The 25,505-nt window shown below is 53.4% G+C and carries 22 protein-coding genes and 1 pseudogene; 19 read left to right on the top strand and 4 right to left on the bottom strand.

Going from position 1 to position 25,505, the window contains the following annotated elements; all coding sequences use genetic code 11:
* Window positions 1-109: 109 nt before the first annotated feature.
* Together O3682_RS05715 and O3682_RS05710 are read right to left on the bottom strand one after the other, a co-directional pair.
* A complete protein-coding gene (locus O3682_RS05715; protein ID WP_371508955.1) occupies window positions 110-358 on the bottom strand; it encodes a surface lipoprotein assembly modifier in 249 nt (82 codons plus the stop codon).
* An 11-nt stretch (window positions 359-369) separates the two neighbouring features.
* The gene (locus O3682_RS05710; RefSeq protein ID WP_371508943.1) at window positions 370-1,176 is read right to left on the bottom strand and encodes an integrase core domain-containing protein; all 807 of its coding nucleotides are present in this window, start codon (window positions 1,174-1,176) and stop codon (window positions 370-372) included.
* Between the two features lie 170 nt (window positions 1,177-1,346).
* Between O3682_RS05710 and rffG the strand changes: the two genes are divergently transcribed.
* From rffG to O3682_RS05665, 9 genes and pseudogenes are all read left to right on the top strand, one after another.
* Complete coding sequence (rffG, locus tag O3682_RS05705; RefSeq protein WP_371508941.1) at window positions 1,347-2,414, top strand: dTDP-glucose 4,6-dehydratase; 1,068 nt, start codon at window positions 1,347-1,349, stop codon at window positions 2,412-2,414.
* 73 nt (window positions 2,415-2,487) lie between these two features.
* Window positions 2,488-3,354 carry a glucose-1-phosphate thymidylyltransferase RfbA gene (rfbA, locus tag O3682_RS05700; protein WP_371508940.1) on the top strand — a complete coding sequence of 289 codons (867 nt, stop codon included), beginning with the start codon at window positions 2,488-2,490 and terminating at the stop codon, window positions 3,352-3,354.
* 53 nt (window positions 3,355-3,407) lie between these two features.
* Window positions 3,408-3,947 (top strand): dTDP-4-dehydrorhamnose 3,5-epimerase, encoded by a 540-nt coding sequence (rfbC, locus tag O3682_RS05695; protein ID WP_371508954.1) that lies wholly within the window; start codon window positions 3,408-3,410, stop codon window positions 3,945-3,947.
* A gap of 24 nt (window positions 3,948-3,971) precedes the next feature.
* A complete protein-coding gene (locus O3682_RS05690; RefSeq protein ID WP_371508938.1) occupies window positions 3,972-6,086 on the top strand; it encodes a capsule polysaccharide biogenesis protein in 2,115 nt (704 codons plus the stop codon).
* 136 nt (window positions 6,087-6,222) lie between these two features.
* Window positions 6,223-7,482: pseudogene (locus O3682_RS05685) on the top strand (capsule polysaccharide biogenesis protein).
* A gap of 369 nt (window positions 7,483-7,851) precedes the next feature.
* Window positions 7,852-9,258 carry an SEL1-like repeat protein gene (locus tag O3682_RS05680; protein WP_371508937.1) on the top strand — a complete coding sequence of 469 codons (1,407 nt, stop codon included), beginning with the start codon at window positions 7,852-7,854 and terminating at the stop codon, window positions 9,256-9,258.
* 216 nt (window positions 9,259-9,474) lie between these two features.
* Window positions 9,475-10,689 (top strand): sodium/glutamate symporter, encoded by a 1,215-nt coding sequence (gltS, locus tag O3682_RS05675; protein ID WP_063068530.1) that lies wholly within the window; start codon window positions 9,475-9,477, stop codon window positions 10,687-10,689.
* Between the two features lie 105 nt (window positions 10,690-10,794).
* Window positions 10,795-11,817 carry a lysozyme inhibitor LprI family protein gene (locus tag O3682_RS05670; protein ID WP_371508935.1) on the top strand — a complete coding sequence of 341 codons (1,023 nt, stop codon included), beginning with the start codon at window positions 10,795-10,797 and terminating at the stop codon, window positions 11,815-11,817.
* A gap of 54 nt (window positions 11,818-11,871) precedes the next feature.
* Window positions 11,872-12,867 carry a S49 family peptidase gene (locus tag O3682_RS05665; RefSeq protein WP_371508933.1) on the top strand — a complete coding sequence of 332 codons (996 nt, stop codon included), beginning with the start codon at window positions 11,872-11,874 and terminating at the stop codon, window positions 12,865-12,867.
* A 43-nt stretch (window positions 12,868-12,910) separates the two neighbouring features.
* Here the strand turns inward: O3682_RS05665 and pdxA are convergent, their stop codons facing one another.
* Window positions 12,911-13,912, bottom strand: a complete 1,002-nt coding sequence (gene pdxA, locus O3682_RS05660) for a 4-hydroxythreonine-4-phosphate dehydrogenase PdxA (protein ID WP_371508932.1) — start codon at window positions 13,910-13,912, stop codon at window positions 12,911-12,913.
* Window positions 13,913-14,068: 156 nt separating this feature from the next.
* The gene (locus tag O3682_RS05655; RefSeq protein ID WP_371508930.1) at window positions 14,069-14,599 is read right to left on the bottom strand and encodes a cytochrome b; all 531 of its coding nucleotides are present in this window, start codon (window positions 14,597-14,599) and stop codon (window positions 14,069-14,071) included.
* 232 nt (window positions 14,600-14,831) lie between these two features.
* On the opposite strand from O3682_RS05655, the gene O3682_RS05650 reads away from it, so the two are divergent.
* The 10 genes from O3682_RS05650 to waaA all read left to right on the top strand — a co-directional run bounded on the left by O3682_RS05650 (window position 14,832) and on the right by waaA (window position 25,184).
* Entirely contained in the window at window positions 14,832-16,361 is a 1,530-nt protein-coding gene (locus O3682_RS05650) for an ABC transporter permease (RefSeq protein WP_049335779.1), read from the top strand.
* A gap of 114 nt (window positions 16,362-16,475) precedes the next feature.
* Window positions 16,476-17,039: a hypoxanthine-guanine phosphoribosyltransferase gene (locus O3682_RS05645; RefSeq protein ID WP_371508928.1), complete on the top strand. Its 564-nt coding sequence runs from the start codon at window positions 16,476-16,478 to the stop codon at window positions 17,037-17,039.
* Window positions 17,040-17,097: 58 nt separating this feature from the next.
* Window positions 17,098-17,526 carry a PTS sugar transporter subunit IIA gene (locus tag O3682_RS05640; protein ID WP_049335776.1) on the top strand — a complete coding sequence of 143 codons (429 nt, stop codon included), beginning with the start codon at window positions 17,098-17,100 and terminating at the stop codon, window positions 17,524-17,526.
* Window positions 17,527-17,575: 49 nt separating this feature from the next.
* On the top strand, window positions 17,576-17,845 hold the full coding sequence (locus O3682_RS05635) for an HPr family phosphocarrier protein (RefSeq protein ID WP_003683718.1): 270 nt from the start codon (window positions 17,576-17,578) through the stop codon (window positions 17,843-17,845).
* A complete protein-coding gene (gene ptsP, locus O3682_RS05630) occupies window positions 17,845-19,608 on the top strand; it encodes a phosphoenolpyruvate--protein phosphotransferase (RefSeq protein ID WP_371508926.1) in 1,764 nt (587 codons plus the stop codon). Before O3682_RS05635 ends, ptsP begins: the two co-directional genes overlap by 1 nt.
* A gap of 516 nt (window positions 19,609-20,124) precedes the next feature.
* Entirely contained in the window at window positions 20,125-21,240 is a 1,116-nt protein-coding gene (locus O3682_RS05625; protein WP_371508924.1) for an ABC transporter substrate-binding protein, read from the top strand.
* 117 nt (window positions 21,241-21,357) lie between these two features.
* The gene (locus O3682_RS05620; RefSeq protein ID WP_049332949.1) at window positions 21,358-22,404 is read left to right on the top strand and encodes a FecCD family ABC transporter permease; all 1,047 of its coding nucleotides are present in this window, start codon (window positions 21,358-21,360) and stop codon (window positions 22,402-22,404) included.
* Window positions 22,405-22,414: 10 nt separating this feature from the next.
* Window positions 22,415-23,182, top strand: a complete 768-nt coding sequence (locus O3682_RS05615; RefSeq protein ID WP_063068539.1) for an ABC transporter ATP-binding protein — start codon at window positions 22,415-22,417, stop codon at window positions 23,180-23,182.
* 169 nt (window positions 23,183-23,351) lie between these two features.
* Window positions 23,352-23,783: a plastocyanin/azurin family copper-binding protein gene (locus tag O3682_RS05610; protein ID WP_036492256.1), complete on the top strand. Its 432-nt coding sequence runs from the start codon at window positions 23,352-23,354 to the stop codon at window positions 23,781-23,783.
* A gap of 138 nt (window positions 23,784-23,921) precedes the next feature.
* Window positions 23,922-25,184: a lipid IV(A) 3-deoxy-D-manno-octulosonic acid transferase gene (gene waaA / locus O3682_RS05605; protein ID WP_371508922.1), complete on the top strand. Its 1,263-nt coding sequence runs from the start codon at window positions 23,922-23,924 to the stop codon at window positions 25,182-25,184.
* The last annotated feature ends 321 nt before the right edge of the window (window positions 25,185-25,505 follow it).

Below are 25,505 nucleotides of genomic sequence, written 5' to 3'. Positions count from 1 at the left end.
CCGTTTCAACGCTTTCAATTCGGCAAAATCTTCCGCTTCTGCTTAATATTTCCAACCTGCAACCCTGTTGATTTTACTGTAACCAACAAAGTGCAGGCTGCTTTTTTTATCAGAACTGCTTGAATATATCCAAAAACACGCGGTGGTTGTTATAGCGGTAATAGAAATGGTTGCTGCGGATGTGCGACCAGGTCCAGTTCAGGCGCGGGGTGAAGCCTTTCCAGGAGAGGCGGCTGTGCGACAGCGCCAGGCGGGTGAAGTATTCGGTGTCGCGGCGCTGGATATTGAAGATGTCGGGGCCGCGGTAGTTTCTGCGCTGCACGCTGATGTTGAGCGATGTGGCTAAGGTATAGAAAATAACCGCGTTGTTTACACCACAGGTTGAGAAAAATAAGCCTGCAAGACCTCAAACGGCGTATCGCCGTTCAAACTGCGGTGCGGCTTCACAGTGTTATAGAAATTAACAAAGCGGCACAACTCCTTTCGCCGGTGTTCCGGACTGTCAAACGACTGTTTCTCATGCCACATCTCCATCAGGGTGCGGATAACCCGTTCCGCCTTACCGTTGGTCTGCGGACGGGCAACCCGGGTAAACTTTTGACCAATCCCGTTCTCATAACAGGCTACACCGAAAGCATGGTTGGCCGAGCCTTTATATTCCGTACCGTTATCGGAGTAAACGCACTCAATCAGGTATGGACAGGGATCAATCAGGTGTTCGGTCAGAAACTTGGCGGCACTGTCTGCGGTTTTGTCCGGCAAAATGGCGGCGTATAGCTCCCTTGAGAAATCGTCGATGGCGACAAACAGGTAATCCCGCTTATCGGTGGCTTTCTGCCCTTTGAGCAGCGGCAGCCGTTTGGTATCGAGATGTACCAGCTCTCCGGGGTAGGATTTATTGTAGCGTTTGGCCTGCCTTTTGAGTTTTTCCTGAATGCCGCGTTCTACCTTGGCCAGGCGTTTCATTCCGTACTTTGCCTGTTTGAAACGGTTGTTGGTACTGGTTTGGGGTTTGAGCAGTCTGCCTCTTGCGGCTTTAAGGGCGCGGTAAATGGTGACGCGGCTGACTTGGTAGCGGCGTGCCAGGGAGGTGACGCTTTCCTTTTCCTGCGTGTAGGCCAGCCAAATAGCTTGGTGGTGGTGCGGGGTGAGACGGGTGTTTTTGTGCATGTTCATGTTTCAGTATTCTCTTGGAAATACTGTAAACAACGCTACTAGTTTCTACAATTAAGTTGACCTGATACAGGCCGTCTGAAAGAGATGTTTTCAGACGGCCTCTTTATCTGAAAAACACACATTCTGTCTGCTATAATCCGTTCATATTTTTTGGCTATCCTCTGAAATTTATGAAAAAAATCCTTGTTACCGGTGGCGCGGGCTTTATCGGTTCTGCCGCTGTCCGTCATATTATCCAAAACACCCAAGACTCTGTCGTCAATGTCGATAAGCTGACTTATGCCGGCAATTTGGAATCTTTGACTGAGGTAGCCAATAATCCTCGCTATGCTTTTGAGCAAGTAGATATTTGCGACCGTGCAGAACTCGACCGCGTATTCGCACAACACCAGCCAGATGCCGTGATGCACTTGGCTGCGGAAAGCCATGTCGACCGCTCTATCGATTCGGCAGGCGAATTTATCCAAACCAATATCGTCGGCACATTCAATCTGCTTGAAGCGGCCCGCGCCTACTGGCAACAAATGCCGTCTGAAAAACGCGAAGCCTTCCGTTTCCACCATATTTCTACCGATGAAGTCTATGGCGATTTGCACGGCACAGACGATTTGTTTACAGAAACTACGCCATACGCGCCGTCCAGCCCCTACTCTGCCTCTAAAGCGTCCAGCGACCACCTCGTCCGCGCATGGTTGCGTACTTACGGTTTGCCGACCATCGTAACCAACTGCTCCAACAACTATGGCCCCTACCATTTTCCGGAAAAACTCATTCCTTTAATGATTCTGAACGCGCTCGACGGCAAACCACTGCCCGTTTACGGCGACGGTATGCAAATCCGTGACTGGCTGTTTGTCGAAGACCACGCGCGCGCACTGTATCAGGTTGTTACCGAAGGTGTTGTCGGCGAGACCTACAATATCGGTGGCCACAATGAAAAAGCCAATATTGAAGTCGTCAAAACCATCTGCACCCTGCTGGAAGAGCTTGTTCCTGAAAAACCGGCGGGTGTGGCGCGTTATGAAGATTTGATTACTTTCGTACAAGACCGCCCCGGCCATGACGTGCGCTACGCCATCGACGCTGCCAAAATCGGCAGGGAGCTGGGTTGGAAACCTCAGGAAACATTCGAATCCGGTATCCGCAAAACAGTGCAATGGTATTTGGACAACAAAACCTGGTGGCAAAACGTATTGAACGGCAGCTACCGTTTAGAGCGTTTAGGCACCGGAAAATAAGTTTTCAGACGGCCTGTCCCCATATTAGGCCGTCTGAAAATCACACAAACACACACTACTCAGGAGAAAACCCATGAAAGGCATCATCCTTGCTGGCGGCAGCGGCACGCGCCTCTACCCCATCACGCGCGGCGTATCCAAACAACTGCTGCCCGTGTACGACAAGCCCATGATTTACTATCCCCTGTCCGTATTGATGCTGGCAGGAATCCGCGATATTTTGGTGATTACCACGCCCGAAGACAACGCCTCTTTCAAACGCCTGCTTGGCGACGGCAGAGATTTCGGCATTTCCATCAGTTATGCCGTGCAACCCAGTCCGGACGGTTTGGCACAGGCATTTATCATCGGCGAAGAATTTATCGGCAACGACAATGTTTGCTTGGTTTTGGGCGACAATATTTTCTACGGCCAATCGTTTACGCAAACATTGAAACAGGCCGCCGCCAAGACCCACGGCGCAACCGTATTCGGTTATCAGGTCAAAGACCCCGAGCGTTTCGGCGTGGTTGAATTTGACGAAAACTTCAACGCCCTGTCTATCGAAGAGAAACCGCAACAGCCAAAATCCGATTGGGCGGTAACCGGCTTGTACTTCTACGATCAACGCGTCGTCGAGTTCGCCAAACAAATCAAACCGTCCGCCCGCGGCGAATTGGAAATTTCCGACCTCAACCAAATGTATTTGGAAGACGGTTCATTGTCGGTACAACTTTTGGGACGCGGTTTTGCATGGCTGGACACCGGCACCCACGAGAGCCTGCACGAAGCCGCTTCATTCGTCCAAACCGTGCAAAACATCCAAGACCTGCAAATCGCCTGTCTGGAAGAAATCGCTTGGCGCAACGGTTGGCTTTCTGATGAAAAACTGGAAGAGCTGGCGCGCCCGATGGCGAAAAACCAATACGGCCAATATTTGCTGCGCCTGTTGAAAAAATAATGTTTGAGGCCGTCTGAAACTTTTCAGACGGCCTTTAGATGAAAGATAAAACGATGAACATCATTGATACCGCCATTCCTGACGTAAAACTGCTTGAGCCGCAAGTCTTCGGCGATGCGCGCGGCTTTTTTATGGAAACCTTCCGCGACGAGTGGTTCAAAACCCAAGTCTGCGACCGCACCTTCGTGCAGGAAAACCACTCCAAATCCAGCAAAGGCGTATTGCGCGGCCTGCACTATCAAACCGAAAACACACAAGGCAAACTCGTGCGCGTGGTTGTCGGCGAAGTATTCGATATAGCTGTCGACATGCGTAAAGACTCCCCCACTTTCGGCAAATGGGTAGGCGAGATTCTGTCCGCAGAAAACAAACGCCAACTGTGGGTACCCGAAGGTTTCGCTCACGGCTTCTATGTACTGAGCGATGAAGCCGAGTTCGTCTATAAATGCACAGACTATTACAACCCCAAAGCCGAACACTCGCTGATTTGGAATGATCCGACAGTCGGCATCGACTGGCCGCTACAAGGCGAGCCGAACCTGTCGCCTAAAGACTTGGCAGGCAAAGTATTGTCTGAAGCGGTAACGTTTTAAAAATAATTCAGGCCGTCTGAAAGAATGCTCCTCTTTTCAGACGGCCTACAATCCATTAATAACAATAATCGACGAAAACGCATTGTGAAAAACGCCTACATTCCCTCTCGCGGCATCCGCAAAATCCCCCATCTCTCCACCCTATTACCTGAGTTTCATATCTGCAAAGATGGAAAAGGAGCAGAGGCTGTTGTCGGCTGGGGTTTGCGCCCGACGACACACAAAGCGCGTGCTTTTGCCGCCGAACACCAGCTTCCCTTTATTGCTTTGGAAGACGGCTTTTTACGATCGCTCGGACTGGGAGTCGCTGGTTATCCCCCCTACTCTATCGTCTATGACGATATCGGCATCTACTATGACACCACGCGTCCCTCGCGTTTGGAACAACTGATTCTTGCCGCCGATGCCATGCTGTCTGAAACCTTGGCTCAGGCGCAGCAGGCGATGGATTTCATCCTGCGACACCACCTGTCCAAATACAACCACGCGCCCGAACTTTCAGACGATCATCCTTTACGTTCCCCATCCAAGCCGGAAACTGTCCTCATTATTGACCAAACCTTCGGCGATATGGCCATCCAATATGGCGGCTCAGACGCCTCTACGTTTGAACTGATGTTTCAGACGGCCTTAAATGAAAACCCGCAAGCCGATGTTTGGGTAAAAACCCATCCCGATGTTTTGTGTGGCAAAAAACAAGGCTATCTGACCCAGCTGGCGCAGCAACACCGCGTCCATCTTTTGGCAGAAGACATCAATCCAATTTCTTTGTTGCAAAACGTCGATAAAGTTTATTGCGTTACCTCACAAATGGGTTTTGAGGCGCTTTTGTGCGGCAAGCCGCTGACCACCTTCGGCCTGCCGTGGTATGCCGGATGGGGCGTGAGCGACGACCGCCACCCAAAAATCGACAGCCTTGTTCAAACCCAACGTCGCGCCACCCGCAACTTGCTGCAGCTCTTCGCAGCAGCCTATCTGCAATACAGCCGCTACCTCAATCTCAATACCGGCGAAGCAGGCAGCCTCTTTGATGTCATCGACTATCTGGCGACGGTCAAACGCAAAAACGACAAATTGCGTGGCGAGTTGTATTGCGTCGGTATGTCTTTGTGGAAACGCGCGGTTGCCAAACCGTTCTTTAACGTACCCTCTTGCCGTCTGAAATTTATCTCCTCCACACAAAAACTGGCAGGGATCAAACTGTCCGACGATGCACGCATCCTTGCTTGGGGCAACGGCAAAGAGGCCATCGTCCGTTTTGCCGAACAACACCATATCCCCCTGCTGCGCATGGAAGACGGCTTTATCCGCTCGGTCGGGCTTGGTTCTAATTTAGTCCCGCCGCTGTCGCTCGTTACCGACGATATGGGCACTTATTTCAATGCCGAAACCCCATCACGTCTTGAACACATCCTGCAAAACCAAAACTTCGACGATCAAGACTTTCAGACGGCCTTGAAGCTGCAAAAAATGCTGACCGAAAACCACATCAGTAAATACAACGTCGGCAGCTTAGACTTCACTGTCCCGTCAATCGACAAAACCGTAATCCTCGTTCCCGGCCAGGTTGAAGATGATGCGTCTATCCGCTACGGTTCGCCCAAAATCTATCGCAATCTGGATCTGCTCCGTACCGTACGCGAACGCAATCCCGATGCCTATATCATCTACAAACCGCATCCCGATGTAGTCAGCGGTAACCGCATCGGCCATATTTCCCTTGAAGATGCTGCACAATATGCCGACCAAACCGCCGAACAAGCAGATATCCTGACCTGTCTCCAATACGCAGACGAAATACATACCATGACTTCGCTGACCGGTTTTGAAGCCTTGTTGCGCGGCAAAAAAGTCAGCTGCTACGGCCTGCCTTTCTATGCAGGCTGGGGGCTTACCCAAGATCTGCTCCCTATTCCGCGCCGCAGTCGCAGACTTGAACTTTGGCAGCTGATTGCCGGCACGCTCATCCACTATCCCGACTACATCCACCCCGAAACCCATCAGGCCATCAATGCGGAAACCGCTGCCCAAATCCTGATACGACAAAAAAATATGCAAAAAAACAACAACGGATTACATCGCGGGTACTTTGCTAAAAAATTATGTAAAATCAAACAACTATATCGATCTTTCAAATAAACACCATCTAAATTAACGACACTTCATGAACTTGCCTCTGTTGCGGCATCATTGCCTTTGCATCGTTAATTCTCTTGGCGTATGCTTGAAAGTTCAACCTAAAACTATTACATAAAAAACAAAACCACATTGCGACATGAAACAGACCGTCCTCCAAAACAACCTGCAAAACCTGCTCGAAAGCGCAGAAAATATACTGCTACTTCAAGGTCCTGTCGGCAATTTTTTTCTGCGTCTTGCCGACTGGCTGACTGCAAACGGCAAAACCGTACATAAATTCAACTTTAATGCAGGCGACGACTATTTTTATCCGCCCACTCAAGCTCATACCGTTGTTTTTAACGATGACTACGATGCCTTTCCTGAGTTTTTGCAAGAATACATCGTTCAACATCACATCTAGGCCGTTGTCTGCTTTGGCGACACACGCCCTTATCACGTCATCGCAAAACGCATTGCAAACGAAAACCAAGCCAGTTTCTGGGCGTTTTAAGAAGGCTATTTCCGCCCCTACTACATCACCTTAGAAAAAGACGGCGTCAACGCATTTTCCCCTCTGCCGCGCCGTGCCGACTTTTTTCTTGAACAATTCCCCAAACTGGCCCGGCAAGAATATGAAGCGCCAACGCCGGTACGCGGCGGGTTTACGCCCATGGCAAAAAACGCCATCCGTTACTATATCGAATTGTTCCGCAATCCACGCAAATACCCCGACTACATCCACCACCGCGTACCCAATGCCGGCCATTACCTCAAACTGTGGTCGCTCTCCATCCTCAAGCGTTTGAACTACTATACTGAAGACATCCAAATCGCCAAACGTGTGGAAGCAGGCAAATACGGCAAGTTTTTTATTGTTCCCCTGCAGGTATTCAACGACAGCCAAGTCCGTATCCATTGCGACTTTCCCAGCGTCCGCAGCTTCCTGCTCCATGTTTTGAGCTCATTTGCCGAGCACGCGCCTGCTGATACCAACATCATCATCAAGCATCATCCGATGGACCGCGGCTTTATCGACTACTGGCGCGACATTAAACGCTTTATCAAAGAACACCCCGAACTCAAAGGCCGTGTGATTTATGTCCATGATGTCCCCCTACCCGTTTTCCTGCATCACGGTCTCGGTATGGTCACCATCAACAGCACCAGCGGCCTGTCCGGATTGATCCACAACATGCCTGTCAAAGTCCTCGGCCGTGCCTATTATGATATTCCCGGCATTACTGACCAGAATACCTTGGCAGAATTTTGGAATCATCCGACACCACCTGACAAAGAGCTGTTCCATGCCTACCGTATGTACCACCTCAACGTGACCCAAATTAACGGCAACTTCTATAGTCAGGTCTTTTTTCCTAACAAAAAAAATTCCAGCTCTTCCACTCCGACAACCTGACTTAGTGAAGGAAAAGTTCAGGCCGTCTGAAAAACATTTCAGACGGCCTGAAACAATCAATACCTTGGCTACTTCCATGTAAATAAAACACAAAAACCTGCATTTATCATTAACAATAAATTACAAAGACAGTATAATGACCGAGTTGTCATGAGCGCATACCGACTCAACCTGAGCCTTTTGTAACACACAAAATATGGATGTATCCCCAGGCAAAACAATATAACAAGCCAAACATCCAAAAGATAAGCCAGCAAGGCAATACACTCTACAAAACTATGCCGAGCAAAATTTTTACAAAGCCCTCAACCGGTATCGCCGCCCATATGCCGCAGCATCCGTCTTCCACTTTATATCCGCCCGCAAACCATGACCGCCGCTCCTGATATCCTCTACCGGCAAGCCGCCGCCCTTTTGGAACAATCCAATACTGCCCAAGCCCTGCCCCTGCTGCAACAGGCGGCAGAGCAGGGTTATGCGGAAGCTGCTTTCGCATTGGGCAACCATCTGCTGCAAAACGGCCAACTGGAGCAGGCACTTTCATGGTTGGAAGCCGCCACTGCCCAACGTCACCCCAAGGCACTCTTTATCCTGCTGCAACAACGCGAACACAACGGCACTCCGACCGGACAGCTTCTTAACGAATACGCCTGGCTGGGTGAACAGGGTCACCTCGAAGCCCAATTAATCCTCATGCGTTACCACGCGCAACGTAACAACCCACAATCCCTCTACTGGGCAGAGCTTGCCGCCGCCCGATATGCGGCGCCTGCGTATTACCATCTGGCACGCCATCATCAACGCCAAGGCGACGTTGAAACAGCCATCGAACAATACGAAAAAGCGGCCGCCCTCGGCGTGACTGCCGCCTGCTGGCAACTCGGTCAAATCTACTTCTACGGTACAGGTGTCAACCCCAATCACGCACAAGCCGAACACTATCTCGAACAAGCCGCGCAAGCCGGCCACATCGCCGCACAAACCCTGCTGGCCGACCTTCTTGCCGCCCAACGCAAACCCGAAGCCTTAGAATGGTATCGTCGTGCCGCCGATAAGGAGCAAGCGGAAGCACAGGCCAAGCTGGCCCAATACGCCCTAACCGGCGAACTTTCCGAACGCGATCCGTTCCAAGCGGCGCGCTATGCCAAAGCTGCTGCCGAGAAAGACCATCCCGAAGCCCTGAAAATCATGGGCGACCTCTACCGCTACGGCCTCGGCATCAAAGCCGACAACCATATCGCGCACGATTACTACCACCGTGCCGCCACGTTAGGTTCTGCCTCCGCGGCACAAAAACTCATCAGCGACGCCGCACTGTACCATCCGCAACAATACGAACAAATCAAAACAGCCGCCCTGCAACAGCAACAAACCGAAACCATCTACCGTTTGGCAGAAGCACAAGCCCACGCCATCGGCCGTCCTGCCGACTACAATACCGCGCGCAAAAATTACATGGAAGCGGCCGAGTTCCACCATAAAAACGCGGCGGCAGCCTTAGGCCGCATCTACCATTACGGCCTCGGTACAGTGCAAGACTCTCGGGCGGCTGCACACTGGTACGCCATCGCTGCCGAACAAAACCACCCTTCCGCCCAATACCACCTCGCCTGTTTTTACTATCACGGGCAAGGTGTCGGCTGTCATGTTCCGACTGCCTGCTACTGGCTGCAGGCCGCCATCAGCAACGGCCACACTTCGGCCGAATCATTAACATCCCTATTAGAACAATGGCGCCGCGAAGCGCATCATGCCATCAGACAAAAGGCCGTCTGAAAAGATTTACACTCGCATTTTTTGACAATCTTTAACTATTCCCCTAATATTTGCCAGTTATTTTTCACGGACACGTCATCGTTTTCATTTCTTTCTGAAAACACCTTGTCCGCGCATCAATACCATGGCGCCCGGCGGATAACGCCAAGCGTTGAAACACACTGCATCCGGAAAGAAACGGATACTCGGAAAAACATTTCTAGGAGGTGAAACAACATGGAATGGGAATTCAACAGTTATTACACACTGATTGCCGCCACGCTCGTGTTGCTGGTTGGTAAATTTCTGGTTCAAAAAATCAAATTCTTAAGAGACTTCAATATTCCCGAGCCGGTCGCCGGCGGTTTGATTGCCGCTATCGTCCTGTTCGCCCTGCACGAAGCCTACGGCGTCAGCTTCAAATTTGAAAAACCGCTGCAAGATGCGTTCATGCTTATTTTCTTTACATCCATCGGTTTGAGCGCCGACTTCTCCCGTTTGAAAGCGGGCGGTTTGCCTTTGGTTATCTTTACCGCCGTGGTGGGTGCATTCATCATCGTCCAAAACTTTGTCGGTGTCGGCTTGGCGAGCGCATTGGGCTTGGATCCGCTGATTGGCCTGATTACCGGTTCGATTACCCTGACCGGCGGTCACGGTACCGCCGGTGCATGGGGTCCTGACTTTGAAAGCAAATTCGGCCTGACCGGTGCAACCGGCTTGGGTATGGCTTCCGCAACATTCGGCCTGGTATTCGGCGGTTTGATCGGTGGTCCTGTTGCACGCCGTCTGATCAACAAAATGGGCCGTAAACCTATCGTCAAAACTGCCAAATCCGACGACAACGATGCTACTGATGACATCTTCGAACAAGCACAGCGCACCCGCCTGATTACGGCTGACTCCGCTGTCGAAACGCTCGCGATGTTTGCCGCATGTTTGGCTTTTGCCGAAATTGTCGACGGCTACGACAAAGCCTTCTTCGACTTGCCTAAATTCGTATGGTGTCTGTTTGCAGGCGTGGTCATCCGCAACGTCCTGACCGCAGCTTTCAAAGTCAATATGTTTGACCGTGCCATCGACGTATTCGGTAACGCCTCCCTGTCCCTCTTTCTGTCTATGGCTCTTCTGAACCTGAAACTGTGGGAATTGACCGGTCTGGCAGGTCCTGTGACCATCATCTTGGCCGTACAAACCGTCGTGATGATTCTGTACGCAACCTTCGTTACCTATGTCTTCATGGGTCGCGATTATGACTCTGCCGTATTGGCGGCCGGTCACTGCGGCTTCGGTTTGGGTGCTACCCCGACCGCCGTTGCCAACATGCAGTCCATTACCCAAACTTTTGGCCCGTCTCACAAAGCCTTCTTGATTGTGCCTATGGTGGGTGCGTTCTTCGTTGACTTGCTCAACGCCGCCATCCTCTCCGGCTTCATCAGCGTCATCAAAGGCTGATACGTCCGACATAGAAAAGCACTTGCCGCATTTACTTGCTGCAAGTGCTTTTGTTATGATAAGCACGTCAGGCCATCTGAAAGGCCGTCATCTTCAGGAGTACCCATGTACAAAAAAACCGCTTCCGTATTGATTTTAAGCACGATTCTTCTTGCCGCATGCAGCAAAGAAGAGCCGAAAGCCGCGCTTGATTGCGCCCAACCGGCCACACTGCAAAACATCCGTACCACCATCGAAGACACCCTCAAACAACAAGCGCGCTCCTTTGCCCGCAATGACAACCGCCAATTCGTCGATGCCGACAAAATCATCGCCGCCGGCCTCGAATTAGAAACCCTGCTTGAAGACCCCAAAGAAACCGAAGACGACGGCAAAGCCATCTGCCGTGCCAACCTCAAAATCCGCATTCCCGACACCATCCTCAAGACGGCCATAGACAACAGCCCACTGATTTACGGCAGTACCCCGTTGTCCGACATGCTCGAACAAAAACTGATGGGCAGCAACCTGACCTTTGAAAACAACACGTTCAGCACCACCCTGCTCTATACCCCCGACAAAGACGGCAAACCGGTTTTCGAAGACAATACCCTGAGTTCCACCGCCCAAACCCTTTCCGCCACCCTGCTGCCCTACGGCGTGAAAAGCATTGTTATGATAGACGGCAAGCCTGTATCCAAAGAGCAGGCCATCAAGCTGCTGCAAAACCAAAACACGGAAGAGCCGCCCACCCTCAATCCGCAAGACATCCTTGAAAACAACGCCGCCAGCCAAGCCGTCGGTTTGACCGATGACGGCGACGATTCAGATTACGAAGTCCTGCGCCCCGACCATGAAACCCAACGCAACGAGCCGCCAGGCCTCAGCCAAAGCGAACTTGACAACGCGCGCGCACAAAACCGTCAGGCGGACGGCGAAATCAACGACCTCTGGGGCGGCTTAGACAGCGATGTCAAACAACAAATCCTCGGCGAACAACGCGCCTGGATTCAAAGCAAAAAACTCAACTGCCAACAAGCAGCCGCGTCCGCAGATAACGCCGCACAAGCAGAATACCTGCGCCTGCAGTGTGAAACCCGCATGACCCGCGAACGTACGCAATACCTGCGCGGCTATTCCATCAACTAAAACCGATAAGGCCGTCTGAACATTCAGACGGCCTACAAGAAAGCACATCACATCATGCAATACCGAATCCACCGTGAAGGTGATGCCCAAAACACACCCTCTTCAGCCTCCACCCCCGTCGACAACTGGGAGCGCAACACCCTGCGCGAAGTCCTCCTCGCCGCCTACCAAGAACAGCGCCGCGCCCGCATTTGGCGCAATATCTGGCGCGGCGTCGCCGTCCTCATCTTCCTCAGCCTAATCTTCGGCCTTGCGGAAGAAGAAGGAAAAACCACGAGCATCCAAGCCCGCAGCGAACACACCGCCGTTATCGACCTGACCGGCGAAATCGGCAACGACATCGACGACCAAGTCCAAATCCTGCGCGACAGTATGGAAGCCGCCTACAACAACGGCAACGCCAAAGCTATCATCATTCGCGCCAACAGCCCCGGCGGTTCGCCTGTTGTGTCCAACACCGCCTTTAACGAAATCCGCCGCCTCAAAGCCGAACACAAAGACATCCCTGTCTACCTCGTTGCCGAAGACATGTGCGCTTCCGGATGCTACTACATTGCCGCCGCAGCCGACAAAATCTACGCCGACCCTTCCAGCATTGTCGGCAGCATCGGCGTGATCGGCGGCGGTTTCGACTTTACCGGCCTGATGGACAAAGCCGGTGTCAAACGCCGTCTGAAAACCGCCGGCAGCAACAAAGGCATGGGCGACCCTTTCACGCCTGAAACACCGGCACAAACCCAAATTTGGGAAACCATGTTGGGCGATATCCACCAAGAATTTATCAAAGCCGTTAAACTCGGCCGCGGCGCAAGGTTGAAAGACAAACAGTATCCCGATGTTTTCAGCGGCCGCATCTACACCGGCAAAGAAGCCAAACAGGTCGGCCTGATTGACGACTTCGGCAGCATTTACAGCGTCGCCCGCGATGTCGTCAAAGCTCCCGATCTAGTCAACTACACGCCGCAAGACGATTTCAGCAAAATGCTCAGCCGCCGCTTTGGTGCGGAAGTGAAGGCCAAAGTCAAAGAAACTTTGTCTGAAATTTGGTAAACCAAAAAACCAAAAGGCCGTCTGAAACCCAAAACATGGGGCTTCAGACGGCCTGCTGCATATTGTGCGCCATATCAAGCGCGGCGCGGACAGCGGTAATCAAACTGCCGGAATCGGCTTTGCCCGTACCGGCCAAGTTCAAGGCAGTACCATGGTCGACGGAGGTGCGGATAAAGGGCAAGCCGAGGGTGATATTCACACCTTCGCCGAAACCGGCGTATTTGAGCACCGGCAGTCCTTGATCGTGATACATGGCAAGGACGGCGTCGGCATCTTTGAGCAGGAAGGGTTGGAACACAGTATCGGCCGGATAAGGGCCGCGCGCGTCTATGCCTTCGGCCTGCAGGGCATGAAGCGCCGGAATAATGGTGTCGATTTCTTCGTGTCCCAAATGGCCGCCTTCGCCCGCGTGGGGATTGAGGCCGGTAACGAGGATGACCGGTTTGGCTATGCCAAACTTATGGCGCAGGTCGTGTTCAAGAATGCGGACAACCGACTCGATTAAATGCTTCGTGATGGCGGCGGAAATGTCTTTCAGCGGCAGATGGGTGGTAACCAATGCCACACGCAGGCCGCCGCCGGTCAACATCATGACGACTTGTTCGGTATGGCTTTTTTCGGCGAGGTATTCGGTATGGCCGCTGAAAAAGCCGTTGCCTGCGTGGGCATCGTTGATGATGCCTTTGTGCAGCGGCGCGGTCACCATACCGGCAAACAGGCCGTCTGAAATGCCTTGATACGCCGTATCCAGCAGCCGGAGGACATACGCGGCATTGGCAGGATTGAGCTCGCCCGCCCGACACTCGGCATCTAGAGGAATATGCAGGACTTCGAGTTCGCCCTTGGGCAACGGATCAGCCGCTTGGGCTTGAAAATCGTGCAGGATGACGGACTTGCCGAGCTGTTCAGCCCTTTGCGCCAACAGGTTTTTGTCGCACAAAACAACGGGACGGCAAGGAAGATCGGCAAAAGCCAAATCAAGGCAGATGTCGGGGCCGATGCCGGCCGGTTCGCCGGAAGTGATGGCGAGAATGGGAGCAGTCATGGTGTTTCTCGGTACGGTTTGCAGTATTTAGACAACGTCAGGCAAAATGCCTGCCCTACTTTTGCAGATTAACACAAATACAAAAAGGCCGTCTGAAAACAGTTTCTGCTTGGTCAAACTGTTTTCAGACGGCCTTGGCTGTTTACCGTTTTACACTTAAGAACGGTGGCCGATCATGCGGTACAAAACGTCGTGGCCTTGAATGCGGTGGACGACAACCATGACAATGTGGCCGGCGACAAGCGCGAAGAGCAGCCAGCCGAGTTTGCCGTGCGCCATATTGCCGAGGTTGGACATCCATTCGATTTTCTCTGGCGAACCCTGCATCACTTCGACACCGAATACTTTCAACGGGCCGCGGCCGCCGCCGTATTGGCGGATCATGCCGATAACGGGAACGGCAAGCATGAGGACGTAAAGGGCAAGGTGGCCTGCTTTGGCGGCAAAGCTGTCGGCGGCAGGACGTTTGGATACATTAAGCAAGGCCCAAACAATGCGCACGGCAATCACCAGCAGCGTGATGAAACCGATGGATTTATGCACGCCGAAGAGCGATTTGACCCATTCTTCGCCATCGTAGACGGTCCAAACGGTAATGGTGGAGAGGATGCCGATGAAACCGAGTACGGTCAGCCAGTGCAATGCGCGCGAGACGGTATCGTAGGTTTGGGGGCGTGTAGTGGTCATAATGTTTCCTTGTTTTTGATTTATTTGATTTTTTGAAGCGGCGGATTGTATCAAAAATACCCAACCAATTATGTTGCCTTTTTGAAGAGATTTCGTAAATGTTTGGAAAATTTGAAGAAACGGCGGTTTTATCCGTAAAGCTACACAGGCCGTCTGAAAACAAGGGCAGGAATACCACCTTCTATGCCGAACTCGGGCTAAAATAGGCATTTTTATTCTCGGGTACGCATCGATGCAGGTTTGGATTCGGCGGTTTGCGCTGTTGCTTCTGCCTTTAGGTTTCTTAGCGATTATGGTGGCCGCGCCTTTGCTGTCGTTGGCGTTTTACGACGGCGAAGGCGCTTGGGCGGAAGTGGTGGCTGATGACTATATGCGCCTGCGCTTGGGCTGGACGGTAGCGCAGGCGGTTTTGACCTGCGTCTTGGTCACGGCTTTGGGCGTGCCTGCGGCGTGGGTGCTGGCGCGGATGGACTTTGCCGGACGGCGCACGGTTTTGCGCCTGCTGATGCTGCCTTTCGTGATGCCGACTTTGGTGGCAGGCATGGGCGTGCTGGCCTTATTTGGCGCACACGGCATGCTGGCGGCAGGTTGGCAGGACACGCCGTGGCTGCTGATTTACGGCAACGTGTTTTTCAACCTACCGGTTTTGGTGCGCTCGGCGTATCAGGGATTTGTGCGTGTGCCGCAGGCGCGGTTGCTGTCGGCACAATCTTTGGGCGCGGACGCGTGGAGGCGGTTTGTCTGGGTCGAATGGCCGGTGGTGCGCGCGTGGGTTGCCGGCGGCGCGTGCCTGGTGTTTTTATATTGTTTTTCAGGCTTCGGGCTGGCCTTGCTGCTCGGCGGCGAACGTTTTGCGACGGTGGAAGTGGAAATCTACCGGCTGGTGGCGTATGAGTTGGACATGGCGCGTGCGTCGGTGTTGGTGTGGCTGGTGCTGGCGGTTACGGCGGCGGCAGGCGGTTTGTATGCGTATTGGAGCAGGCGCGTGACTGTGGATAAGTCAGTCTCGCCTTTGCCTCCGCGTGCGCCGATATGGGCTTGGGAAAAATGGCTGACGGCAACGGTATTGACCATGTTGGCAGTGTGCTGCCTGCTGCCTTTGGCGGCGGTGTGGCTCAAGGCGGTATCGGCAGGCTCTTCGTGGTCGGTTTTGTTTGAAGCGCAGACTTGGACGGCTGTGTGGAACACCGTCCGTTTCTCTGCGGCAGCAGTGGCGGCGGCGACGGTATTGGGCGTACTGTATGCGGCGGCGGCACGGCAAATGGCGTGGTTGCGCGCGCTGATGTTTTTGCCGTTTATGGTGTCGCCCGTGTGCATTGCGTTCGGCGTATTGCTGCTCTATCCGCAGTGGACGGCTTCGCTGTGGCTGCTGACGGCGACTTACGCGCTGTTGGCGTATCCGTTTGTGGCCAAAGATGTATTGGCCGCGTGGGACGGTTTGCCCAAAGATTACGCGGCGGCGGCGCGTACTATGGGCGCAAACGGTTTTCAGACGGCCTGTTATGTAACCGCGCCTTTATTGAAACCGGCTTTGCGGCGCGGTCTGACTTTGGCTTCGGCAACGTGTATCGGCGAATTTGCGGCCACATTGTTCCTGTCGCGCCCCGAATGGCAGACGCTGACCACTTTGATTTACGATTATCTCGGGCGCGCCGGTGCGGACAATTACGGACGGGCGATGGTGTTGACGGCAGTATTGACCGCTTTGGCTTTGACGGCATTTTTGCTGGTGGACGAAGCGGAAGGACAAAAGGCCGTCTGAACATGATCTGCTTAAATTCCCTTCACATTCACCACACTATTGCCGCGCCTTGTATCGAAAATTGATTGAATCCGCTATATAATTTGTTTTTAACCGCACTCAACACGACCTATCATGACCGACTTAGAAACCAAACGCCTTGAAACCCAAGCCATGCTGGACAATGCCGACTTGCTGTTTAACCAAGAACAATGCCGCGCGGCCTTGCAAAAAGTTGCCGACGACATTACCCGCGACTTGGGCGAAAAATACCCCCTGCTCCTGCCTGTGATGGGTGGTGCGGTGGTGTTTACAGGGCAGCTGCTGCCGCTGTTGCGCTTTCCTTTGGACTTTGACTACGTCCACGTTTCACGCTACGGCGACAAGCTCGCAGGCGGCGCGTTCAACTGGAAACGCATGCCCGACCCCGAGCAAATCAAAGGCCGTCATGTAGTCGTTTTGGACGACATTCTGGACGAAGGCCACACCATGGCCGCCATTCAGGAAAAACTGTTGGAAATGGGCGCAGCAAGCTGCCGTGCGGCCGTATTTGCCAACAAACTGATCGACAAAGAAAAACCAACCAAAGCCGATTATGTCGGTTTGGACGTGCCCAACCGCTACGTCTTCGGCTACGGTATGGACGCCGCCGGCTGTTGGCGCAACCTCGGCGAAATCTACGCCTTAAACAATAAATAAAACAAAGGCCGTCTGAAAAATCTTCAGACGGCCTCAACCCCCATGCTAGGAACACATCATGATAGGTTTGTTAATCATTACACATGAAACCATAGGTGAAGCCTATCGCGGTTTGGCCGACCATTTCTTTCCCAACGGCTTCCCCGAAAATCTCCACATCCTTGGCGTACAGCCCGATGAGGATCAAAACGACATCATCAACAACGCCATCGCCGCATTGCAGGAATTTCCCAACAACCGCGGCGTGCTGATCATGACCGACATCTTCGGCGCAACCCCGTGCAACGCCGCACGCCGACTGGTGCGCGAAAACAAATCCGCCATCCTGACCGGCCTCAACGCCCCGATGATGATTAAAGCCATCCAATACTCATCACAAGCCGAAAACCTCTCCGACTTCACCGAAACCGTCAAAGAAGCCGCCATCCGGGGCATTTTCGCCATTACATCCGCACCTGAAGACCTGGTGTGCAAAGAACACGGCTAAGGCCGTCTGAAAACATTCACTTTACGAACATTACATTTAGGGGACATCCATGCTCAAACAAGAAATCGAAATCATCAACAAACTCGGCCTGCACGCGCGCGCCTCCAGCAAATTCACCCAAACCGCCTCCCAATTCCAAAGCGAAGTCTGGGTCACCAAAAACGGCAACCGCGTCAACGGCAAAAGCATCATGGGCCTGATGATGCTGGCCGCCGCCAAAGGCACCGTGATTGAGCTGGAAACAGAAGGCGCAGATGAAGCCGCCGCCATGCAGGCGTTGACAGACCTCATCAACGACTACTTCGGCGAGGGCGAATAATGAGCATCGTCCTACACGGGGTGGCCGCGGGCAAAGGCATTGCCATCGGCCACGCTCACCTCATCACGCGCGGCACAACGGAAGTCCCCCAATACGACATCGATCCCGACAAACTCGATGCCGAAGTTGCCCGTTTCGACAACGCCATCAAAGCCACGCGCAAAGAACTGGAACAGCTGCGCGGCGCGATTCCCGAAAATGCCCCGACCGAATTAGGCGCGTTCATCTCCCTGCACCTGATGCTGCTGACCGACGTCACCCTCTCGCGCGAACCCATCGACATTTTGCGCGAGCAGAAAATCAACGCCGAATGGGCATTAAAACTACAAAGCGACAAGCTTTCCGCCCAGTTCGACAGCATCGACGACGACTACCTGCGCGAACGCAAACAGGACATGCTCCAAGTCGTCCGCCGCATCCACAACAACCTTGTCGGCCAAAGCAACGAAATCAACCTCGCCGGCAACCTGTTTGACGATACCGTCCTCATCGCGCACGACCTCTCGCCTGCCGATACCGTATTGTTTAAAGAGCAGCACATTACCGCCTTCGTAACCGATGCCGGCGGTCCGACCAGCCACACCGCCATCTTGGGCCGCAGCCTCGACATCCCGTCCGTCATCGGCCTGCACAACGCCCGCAAACTCATCACCGAAAACGAAATCGTCATCGTCGACGGCATCAACGGCATCCTCATCATCGATCCCGACGAAGTCGTCCTCAACGAATACCGCCGCCTCGCCCGCGAATACCGCAGCCACAAGCGCGAACTCAACAAAATCAAAAAAACCGCCGCCACCACGGCCGACGGCATCAACATTGAGTTGCTCGCCAACATCGAATCCGCCGAAGACATCAAAGCCCTGCACAACTTCGGCGCAGACGGCGTCGGCCTGTTCCGCAGCGAATTCCTCTACCTCAACCGCGACAACATGCCGACCGAAGACGAACAATACGAAGTCTATGCCGGCATCGTCAAAAAACTCAAAGGCAAAAACATCACCATCCGCACTGTCGATTTGGGTGTCGATAAAAATCCGCGCTGGTTCGGCCAAAACAGCACGCCCAACGGCAGCCTCAACCCCGCGCTCGGCCTGACCGGCATCCGCCTGTGCCTCGCCGAGCCGGTCATGTTCCGCACCCAAATGCGCGCCATCCTCCGCGCCGCCGCCCACGGCCCTGTGCGTATGATGTGGCCGATGATTACATCCATTTCCGAAGTGCGCCAATGCCTTATCCATCTGGACACAGCCCAACGCCAACTGACCGAACGCGGCGAAACCTTCGGCCCGGTCAGCATCGGCTGCATGATTGAAATCCCGTCCGCCGCCATGACCGTCGGCAGCATCCTCAAGCTCGTCGACTTCGTTTCCATCGGCACCAACGACCTGATTCAATACCTCCTGTCGGTCGATCGCGGCGACGACAGCGTCAGCCACCTCTACCAACCCGGCCACCCTGCCGTCCTCAAAACGCTGCAACACATTATCCGCACCGCAAACCGCATGGAAAAAGGCGTGTCCATCTGCGGCGAAATGGCCGGCGATACCGTCTTCACCCGACTGTTGCTCGGCATGGGCCTGCGCCGCTTCTCCATGAACCCCAACAACCTGCTTTCGGTTAAAAACATCATCCTGCACAGCCACACCGGCCATCTCGAAAACGATGCCGCCAAAATCCTGCGCTGCGAAGACCCGGAAAAAGCCGAAAAACTGATTAAAATCCTCAACCAAAGCGAACAGGCGGAATCACAGGCCGTCTGAATCTCTAAAAAGGGCGTGTTTCGATACACGCCCTTTTTATTCGTCCCCATTTTGGGTTTACGCCCGACTCTCCCTCAAGCCCTCTTCTTCCCTATTTCGCCATTTCAAAAACCAACCTTTTTCACTTTTCCCAAACACTACTTACAGGCCGTCTGAAAAATATAGGGCGCAAGTGAAATAAAACTTTTATGCCTCCACCAAAGGCCGTCTGAACCCTGATTGCAAGGTTTCAGACGGCCTTGTTTTCAACCGAATACCTTTTATTTTTTTGCAATAAAAAACCCTTTACCGATCTATTCCAGCTACTGCCCACTATGGCTTTAGGTACCCCATATCATTCCTTTTTACTAGGTCTTCAGTACACCCAAGCCCTATATAAACACTATCCCTTCGTTTTAATGATGAAACTTTTTATTTCGAAATATGTCTATCCCTACATTCGCTTGAAAAAAGATTCAATACCTTGTAAATTTATAAAAAGATAGTAATTATCATCATATTTTAAAGGAATGATTCATGAGATTTACGCAACTTTCTGCTTTGATTGCCGCCGCCGCTTTATCAGTCGGCTCCGTATCCGCTTTTGCCAAACCCGTTCAGCTGACCGATATCCTCGGTCGTAAGGTAACTGTCGACCTGCCTGCCAAGCGCGTGGTGTTGGGCTTCTACTACCAAGACTACATGGCCATCGGCGGTAAAACCGCGCTGGACAACGTCGTTGGTTTCTCCAAAGCAGTTTGGGCTGACTGGGCGCCGCCAAGCTGGGCGGCATTCAGCAAAGCCGTGCCTAAACTGAATCAGCTGACCGACGTGGGCGAAGTGGAAGTCGGCACGTTCTCGATTGAGAAAGTATTGGCACTGAAACCCGATTTGCTGGTTTTGGCCGAATGGCAATACAAGGCTTTGGGTTCCGATCTCGACCGCATCAACAAGGCCGGCATCCCCATCGTCGTGTTGGACTACAACGCGCAAACAGTGGCCAAACACGTTCAATCGACCAAACTCATCGGTACATTGACCGGCCAGCAGCAAAAAGCCGACAAACTGGCGGCAGACTACAAACGCGTTGCCGACACCATCCAGGCGCGCGTGAAAAAAGCCAACCTGCCCAAGCCTAAAGTCTATATCGAGTTCGGTAACAAAGGCCCTGCCGAACACAGCGTTACCTTCGGCAAGAGCATGTGGGGTTCGATGGCGACACTGGTCGGCGGCAACAATATCGCCGCTTCTTCGGTCGAATTCTACGGCCCGATCAATCCTGAAAAAGTCCTCGCCGCCAAACCCGACGTGATCGTGATTACCGGCCGCGAAACCGAATTGAAGAAAAACCCTGCCGCCATGGTGATGGGCTGGGGTATTCCAAAAGCCGAAGCGGAAAAACGCTTGGCAGGCTTTGCCAAACGCTCCGGCTGGGCCAACCTGCCTGCGATTAAAAACAACCGCCTCTACGCCGCCTACCACGCTAACTCGCGCACGCTGTCCGACAGCGCGTCGATTCAGTTTATGGCCAAAGCGATTTATCCGCAGTTATTTAAGGATTTCAACCCTGAGAAGACCTATCTGGACTTCTACCGCCAAAACCTGCCCGTCGTACCGAACGGCACGTTCTACCTCTATCCGAAAGGACAATAAGGTAATTTAGATTTTCAGACGGCCTTTTAAATCGGAAGGCCGTCTGAAATTTTTGCGGAAGAAAAAGGCAAACCTGTTTCTCCCCTTTCACAACACTCTTTTTTAAAGGTTTGAAACATGAATGATTCGGTTGTCGCCGAGATTGTGAAAAACCAGCGCAAGTTGGAAGGCAAGCGTTGGTTGATTGTGTTGATGTTTTTAGTCATCGCGGCGGTCAGTTTCCTATTCGACATCGCCACCGGCCCTGCGATGACGGACACGCTGCCCGTCGGCGAAGTGGTCAATGTTTTGCTGGGCAAACCCGAAGTCGATGAAATGAACCGCCTGATTGTGATGGATTTGCGCCTGCCGATTGCGGTAATGGCCTTGGTGGTCGGCGCGGCTTTAGGTGTCGGCGGTGCGGAAATTCAAACGCTCCTGAACAACCCGATGGCCAGCCCTTATACGCTGGGCTTGGCGGCGGCGGCGGGTTTGGGCGCGTCGGCGGTGATTGCGTTCGGCGGTTTCGGGCTGCCTGAAACGGTCGCCGTTCCCATCGGCGCGTTTGTGATGACCATGCTGGCTTCGGGCATCTTGTTTCTGTTTGCCTCAGCGCGCCGTTTCAACTCGGCGATGTTGGTGCTGGTAGGGATTGCGCTGTTGTTCCTGTTTCAGTCGATTTTGTCGCTGATTCAATTTATCGCCGCACCTGAGATTTCGCAGCAGATTCTGTTTTGGCTGTTCGGCAGCCTGACCAAGGCGACTTGGGAAACAGTCATCGTTACGGCGGCGGTTACGGCGGTATGCGTGTTTCTGCTTTCGCGCGATGTGTGGAAGCTGACTGCGCTGCGCTTGGGCGAAGAACGCGCCGTCGGGCTGGGCATCAATCTGCAATTTTTGCGTCTGAAAACGCTGGTGTTGGTGGCGGTAATGACGGCGACGGCCATCAGTTTTGTCGGCGTCATCGGCTTTATCGGCTTGGTTGCGCCGCATGTGGCGCGGATTCTTTTGGGCGAAGACCAACGTTTCTTCCTGCCCGGCGCGATGCTGGCGGGGGCGGCGTTTTTGTCGGTGGCCAGCGTGTTGTCCAAGGTGATTATCCCGGGCGCGCTGTTTCCGGTGGGGATTGTTACGTCGTTTGTCGGCGTGCCGTTCTTCTTCTGGATTGTATTAACGAAACGATAGGCCGTCTGAAATGTTGAAACTTGAAAACGTACACATCCGGCGCGGCGATTATGTGGTCGCCGACAATATCGATTTGACGCTGGAACAAGGCAAAGTCTATTCCGTGCTCGGCCCCAACGGCACGGGCAAATCCTCGCTGATGAAAACGATTTTCGGCGAAGTGGCGCACAAAGGCACCATCCGCTACGGCGACGAAGTGTTGAGCAAAATCCACCTGCAAAGCTGGCGCAAACGCATAGGTTATATGCCGCAGGACACCGCCGCCGAAGCCTCGCTGACCGCGCTGGAAGTCGTGTTGCTCGGCCGCATGGACGCGCTGCACATGCACGTCGGCGACGAGCTGCTGCACGAAGCCGCAAGTATCATGGCGGAGCTGGGTATCGGCCATCTGGCGCACCGCGACGTCATGCGCCTTTCCGGCGGACAGCGGCAGCTCGTCATGTTTGCCCAAGTCATGCTGCGCCGTCCCGAAATCCTGATGCTGGACGAACCGGTCAGCGCGCTGGATATGCACCATCAACTCAATCTTTTAGAACGCGTGGTGCAATACACGCACGAACACAATCTGGTTACGCTGATGGTCTTGCACGATTTGAGCCTCGCCGCGCAGTTTTCAGACGGCGTGATTCTGCTTGGCGAAGGCAAAGTACAGGCGCAGGGCGCGCCGCAGGACGTGTTGCAGGCGGACATGATAGGCAGGCTGTATAAAGTGGACATCGAGCTTTTGTACGACAGCAAAGGCCTGCCCGTTATCCGCCCGATGCGGAAGAGTGCGTAACTTAACCGCTCCTGCAAATGTCGGATTTGAGCATCCGGCCTGCAAACTCCCTGCAATTTATCCCCTCTCCCGTGGGAGAGGGTTAGGGAGAGGGCGGTAAGCCCAAGGCTTGCCTCTCCGACTCATCAGCCCGCCCCATATTTTTTTATCCTTAGAAAGGACTTTCTCCATGAAAAAATCCCTCTTCCTCCTGATGCTGACCGCTTCCCTCGGCGCATACGCCGCCAACCACGAAGTCAAAATGCTCGACAACGGCAAAGACGGCAGCATGGTGTTCGAGCCCGGCTACGTCAACGCCAAAGTCGGCGACACTGTTACCTTCAAAGCCGCCAACAGCGGCCACTGGGTACAAAGCAAAGCCCTGCCCGACGGCGTTGCCGACTTCCTTTCCGAAGACGGCAAAGACTTCACGCTCAAGCTCGACAAAGAAGGCGTGTACGTATACACCTGCCCGCCGCACCGCATGATGAACATGAGCGGCGTGATTCAGGTCGGCAAACCGGTGAACAAAGCCAAAGCGCAAGCCGTTGTCGATGAAATGGAAAACCGCGCCATGCAAAGCAAAGGCCGTCTGAAAAAATACATGGCGCAAGTGAAATAAACGCGTTTATACCTGTATTAAAGGCCGTCTGAAACCTTTCAGACGGCCTGTTTCCTTTGCGTAAAACACGCATCAAAGCTATATCTTCCGTTTCAGTTTCCGATAAAATAGGCCTATTCTGACACAAGACCCGTAAGCATGATACGCCGCCTTTACGCCACGCTGTGGCACCTTGCCCCCTTCCTGATCCGCCGCCACCTGCGCCGCCGCGCCCTCAAATCCCCAGCCTATCTCGAGCATTGGGGCGAGCGTTTCGGGCAGGCGTATCCCAATCCCGTACAACGCCCGATTTGGATACACGCCGTATCCGTCGGCGAAACGCGTGCGGCCGAACCCTTAGTCCAGGCATTACGCCGCCATTTTCCCGACTCGCCGTTTCTGATTACCCAAATGACGCCGACCGGACGCGCCACCGCGCAATCCCTATTCCCCGATGCGCAATGCCGTTACCTGCCCTACGACAAATCCGAATGGGTCGCCCGATTTTTAGCCGAACACCGCCCCATCTGCGGCATTTTGATGGAAACCGAAATCTGGCCCAACCTAATGCACGGCTGCCAAGAAGCAGGCATTCCCCTCTTTTTGGCCAACGCTCGCCTCTCCGAAAAATCCCAACGCGGCTACCTCAAAATCCGCAAGCTGGTCGAGCCTGCCATGCAGAGCCTCTCCGGCTGCTTTGCCCAAACCGCCGCCGATGCCGAACGCCTGCACCTCATCGGCGCATCCAACGTCCACGTCTGCGGCAACACCAAATACGACATCGCCCCCCCCAACGACTCACGCCCGCTTGCCGCCGCCTTTAAAGAACGCATCGGCGCACGAGCCGTCGTCGTCTGCGCCAGCACGCGCGTGTACAAAGGCACAGACGAAGCCGAGCTGCTCCTCAAAGCATGGCAGGGCTACCGCGGCAATGCCTTGCTGGTCATCGTACCGCGCCACCCTGAAAACTTTCAGACGGCCTACGATACCGCCAAATCGCTTGGTTATACCGTGCAAAAACGCAGCGACGGACAACCCGTTTCCCCCGATACACAGGTTTGGATAGGCGACAGCATGGGCGAGCTTGCCGCCTACTATCTCAGCGCAGACATTGCCTTCGTCGGCGGCAGCCTCGTTGATGCCGGCTGCCAAAACATCATCGAACCCATCTCCTGCCGCGTCCCCACCCTCTTCGGCTACTCCAACTACAACTTCGCCCAAGCCTGCAAAGGCGCCGTCGAAGCCAAAGCCGCCGTCCGTGTCGAAACCGCCGAAGCCTGGTACAGAACCACGCGCCAATACCTCGACGATGAAACACTGCGCCAACAGCTGATCAGCCACACCGAGCAATTCATTTCGCAACACCAAGGCGCCAGTGCCAAAATTGCCAAAGCGATTGCAGATTGTTTAAATCAGCGTTAAACAACAAAAAACCGCCCGTTCATGACAAACAGGCGGAAAATGAAAAACAGTTTTTTGTTTTCAGCCGTTTAATTGACTAAGAGCAGGAACAGGGTTAAGATAATCCTAACGACTGTCCGCAGTCTCAGCCATGAACGACCCGTGCAAGTGGTATGTTTCATGATTGAAACCATCCTTTCTAGGGCGGTTTCAGCACAAAGCCCCACTGCCATGGGGCTTTTTTGCTACCAGCCCCGCGATAATTATACCCAAACTTCCTAAAATCATTCCAAACAAATTTCCACTAAAAAGGCCGTCTGAAACCAAAGTTTCAGACGGCCT

The organism is Neisseria sp. 27098_8_112, from assembly GCF_041433235.1.
Taxonomy (GTDB): Bacteria; Pseudomonadota; Gammaproteobacteria; order Burkholderiales; family Neisseriaceae; genus Neisseria.
This window is presented reverse-complemented; position numbering and strand designations above follow the sequence as displayed.

What these genes read in the sequence shown, in the direction of transcription:
- O3682_RS05710 (WP_371508943.1), bottom strand. Translation starts at nt 1,176, where the DNA reads ATGAACATGCACAAAAACACCCGTCTCACCCCGCACCACCACCAAGCT.
- rffG (WP_371508941.1), top strand. Translation starts at nt 1,347, where the DNA reads ATGAAAAAAATCCTTGTTACCGGTGGCGCGGGCTTTATCGGTTCTGCC.
- rfbA (WP_371508940.1), top strand. Translation starts at nt 2,488, where the DNA reads ATGAAAGGCATCATCCTTGCTGGCGGCAGCGGCACGCGCCTCTACCCC.
- rfbC (WP_371508954.1), top strand. Translation starts at nt 3,408, where the DNA reads ATGAACATCATTGATACCGCCATTCCTGACGTAAAACTGCTTGAGCCG.
- O3682_RS05690 (WP_371508938.1), top strand. Translation starts at nt 3,972, where the DNA reads ATGCTCCTCTTTTCAGACGGCCTACAATCCATTAATAACAATAATCGA.
- O3682_RS05680 (WP_371508937.1), top strand. Translation starts at nt 7,852, where the DNA reads ATGACCGCCGCTCCTGATATCCTCTACCGGCAAGCCGCCGCCCTTTTG.
- gltS (WP_063068530.1), top strand. Translation starts at nt 9,475, where the DNA reads ATGGAATGGGAATTCAACAGTTATTACACACTGATTGCCGCCACGCTC.
- O3682_RS05670 (WP_371508935.1), top strand. Translation starts at nt 10,795, where the DNA reads ATGTACAAAAAAACCGCTTCCGTATTGATTTTAAGCACGATTCTTCTT.
- O3682_RS05665 (WP_371508933.1), top strand. Translation starts at nt 11,872, where the DNA reads ATGCAATACCGAATCCACCGTGAAGGTGATGCCCAAAACACACCCTCT.
- pdxA (WP_371508932.1), bottom strand. Translation starts at nt 13,912, where the DNA reads ATGACTGCTCCCATTCTCGCCATCACTTCCGGCGAACCGGCCGGCATC.
- O3682_RS05655 (WP_371508930.1), bottom strand. Translation starts at nt 14,599, where the DNA reads ATGACCACTACACGCCCCCAAACCTACGATACCGTCTCGCGCGCATTG.
- O3682_RS05650 (WP_049335779.1), top strand. Translation starts at nt 14,832, where the DNA reads ATGCAGGTTTGGATTCGGCGGTTTGCGCTGTTGCTTCTGCCTTTAGGT.
- O3682_RS05645 (WP_371508928.1), top strand. Translation starts at nt 16,476, where the DNA reads ATGACCGACTTAGAAACCAAACGCCTTGAAACCCAAGCCATGCTGGAC.
- O3682_RS05640 (WP_049335776.1), top strand. Translation starts at nt 17,098, where the DNA reads ATGATAGGTTTGTTAATCATTACACATGAAACCATAGGTGAAGCCTAT.
- O3682_RS05635 (WP_003683718.1), top strand. Translation starts at nt 17,576, where the DNA reads ATGCTCAAACAAGAAATCGAAATCATCAACAAACTCGGCCTGCACGCG.
- ptsP (WP_371508926.1), top strand. Translation starts at nt 17,845, where the DNA reads ATGAGCATCGTCCTACACGGGGTGGCCGCGGGCAAAGGCATTGCCATC.
- O3682_RS05625 (WP_371508924.1), top strand. Translation starts at nt 20,125, where the DNA reads ATGAGATTTACGCAACTTTCTGCTTTGATTGCCGCCGCCGCTTTATCA.
- O3682_RS05620 (WP_049332949.1), top strand. Translation starts at nt 21,358, where the DNA reads ATGAATGATTCGGTTGTCGCCGAGATTGTGAAAAACCAGCGCAAGTTG.
- O3682_RS05615 (WP_063068539.1), top strand. Translation starts at nt 22,415, where the DNA reads ATGTTGAAACTTGAAAACGTACACATCCGGCGCGGCGATTATGTGGTC.
- O3682_RS05610 (WP_036492256.1), top strand. Translation starts at nt 23,352, where the DNA reads ATGAAAAAATCCCTCTTCCTCCTGATGCTGACCGCTTCCCTCGGCGCA.
- waaA (WP_371508922.1), top strand. Translation starts at nt 23,922, where the DNA reads ATGATACGCCGCCTTTACGCCACGCTGTGGCACCTTGCCCCCTTCCTG.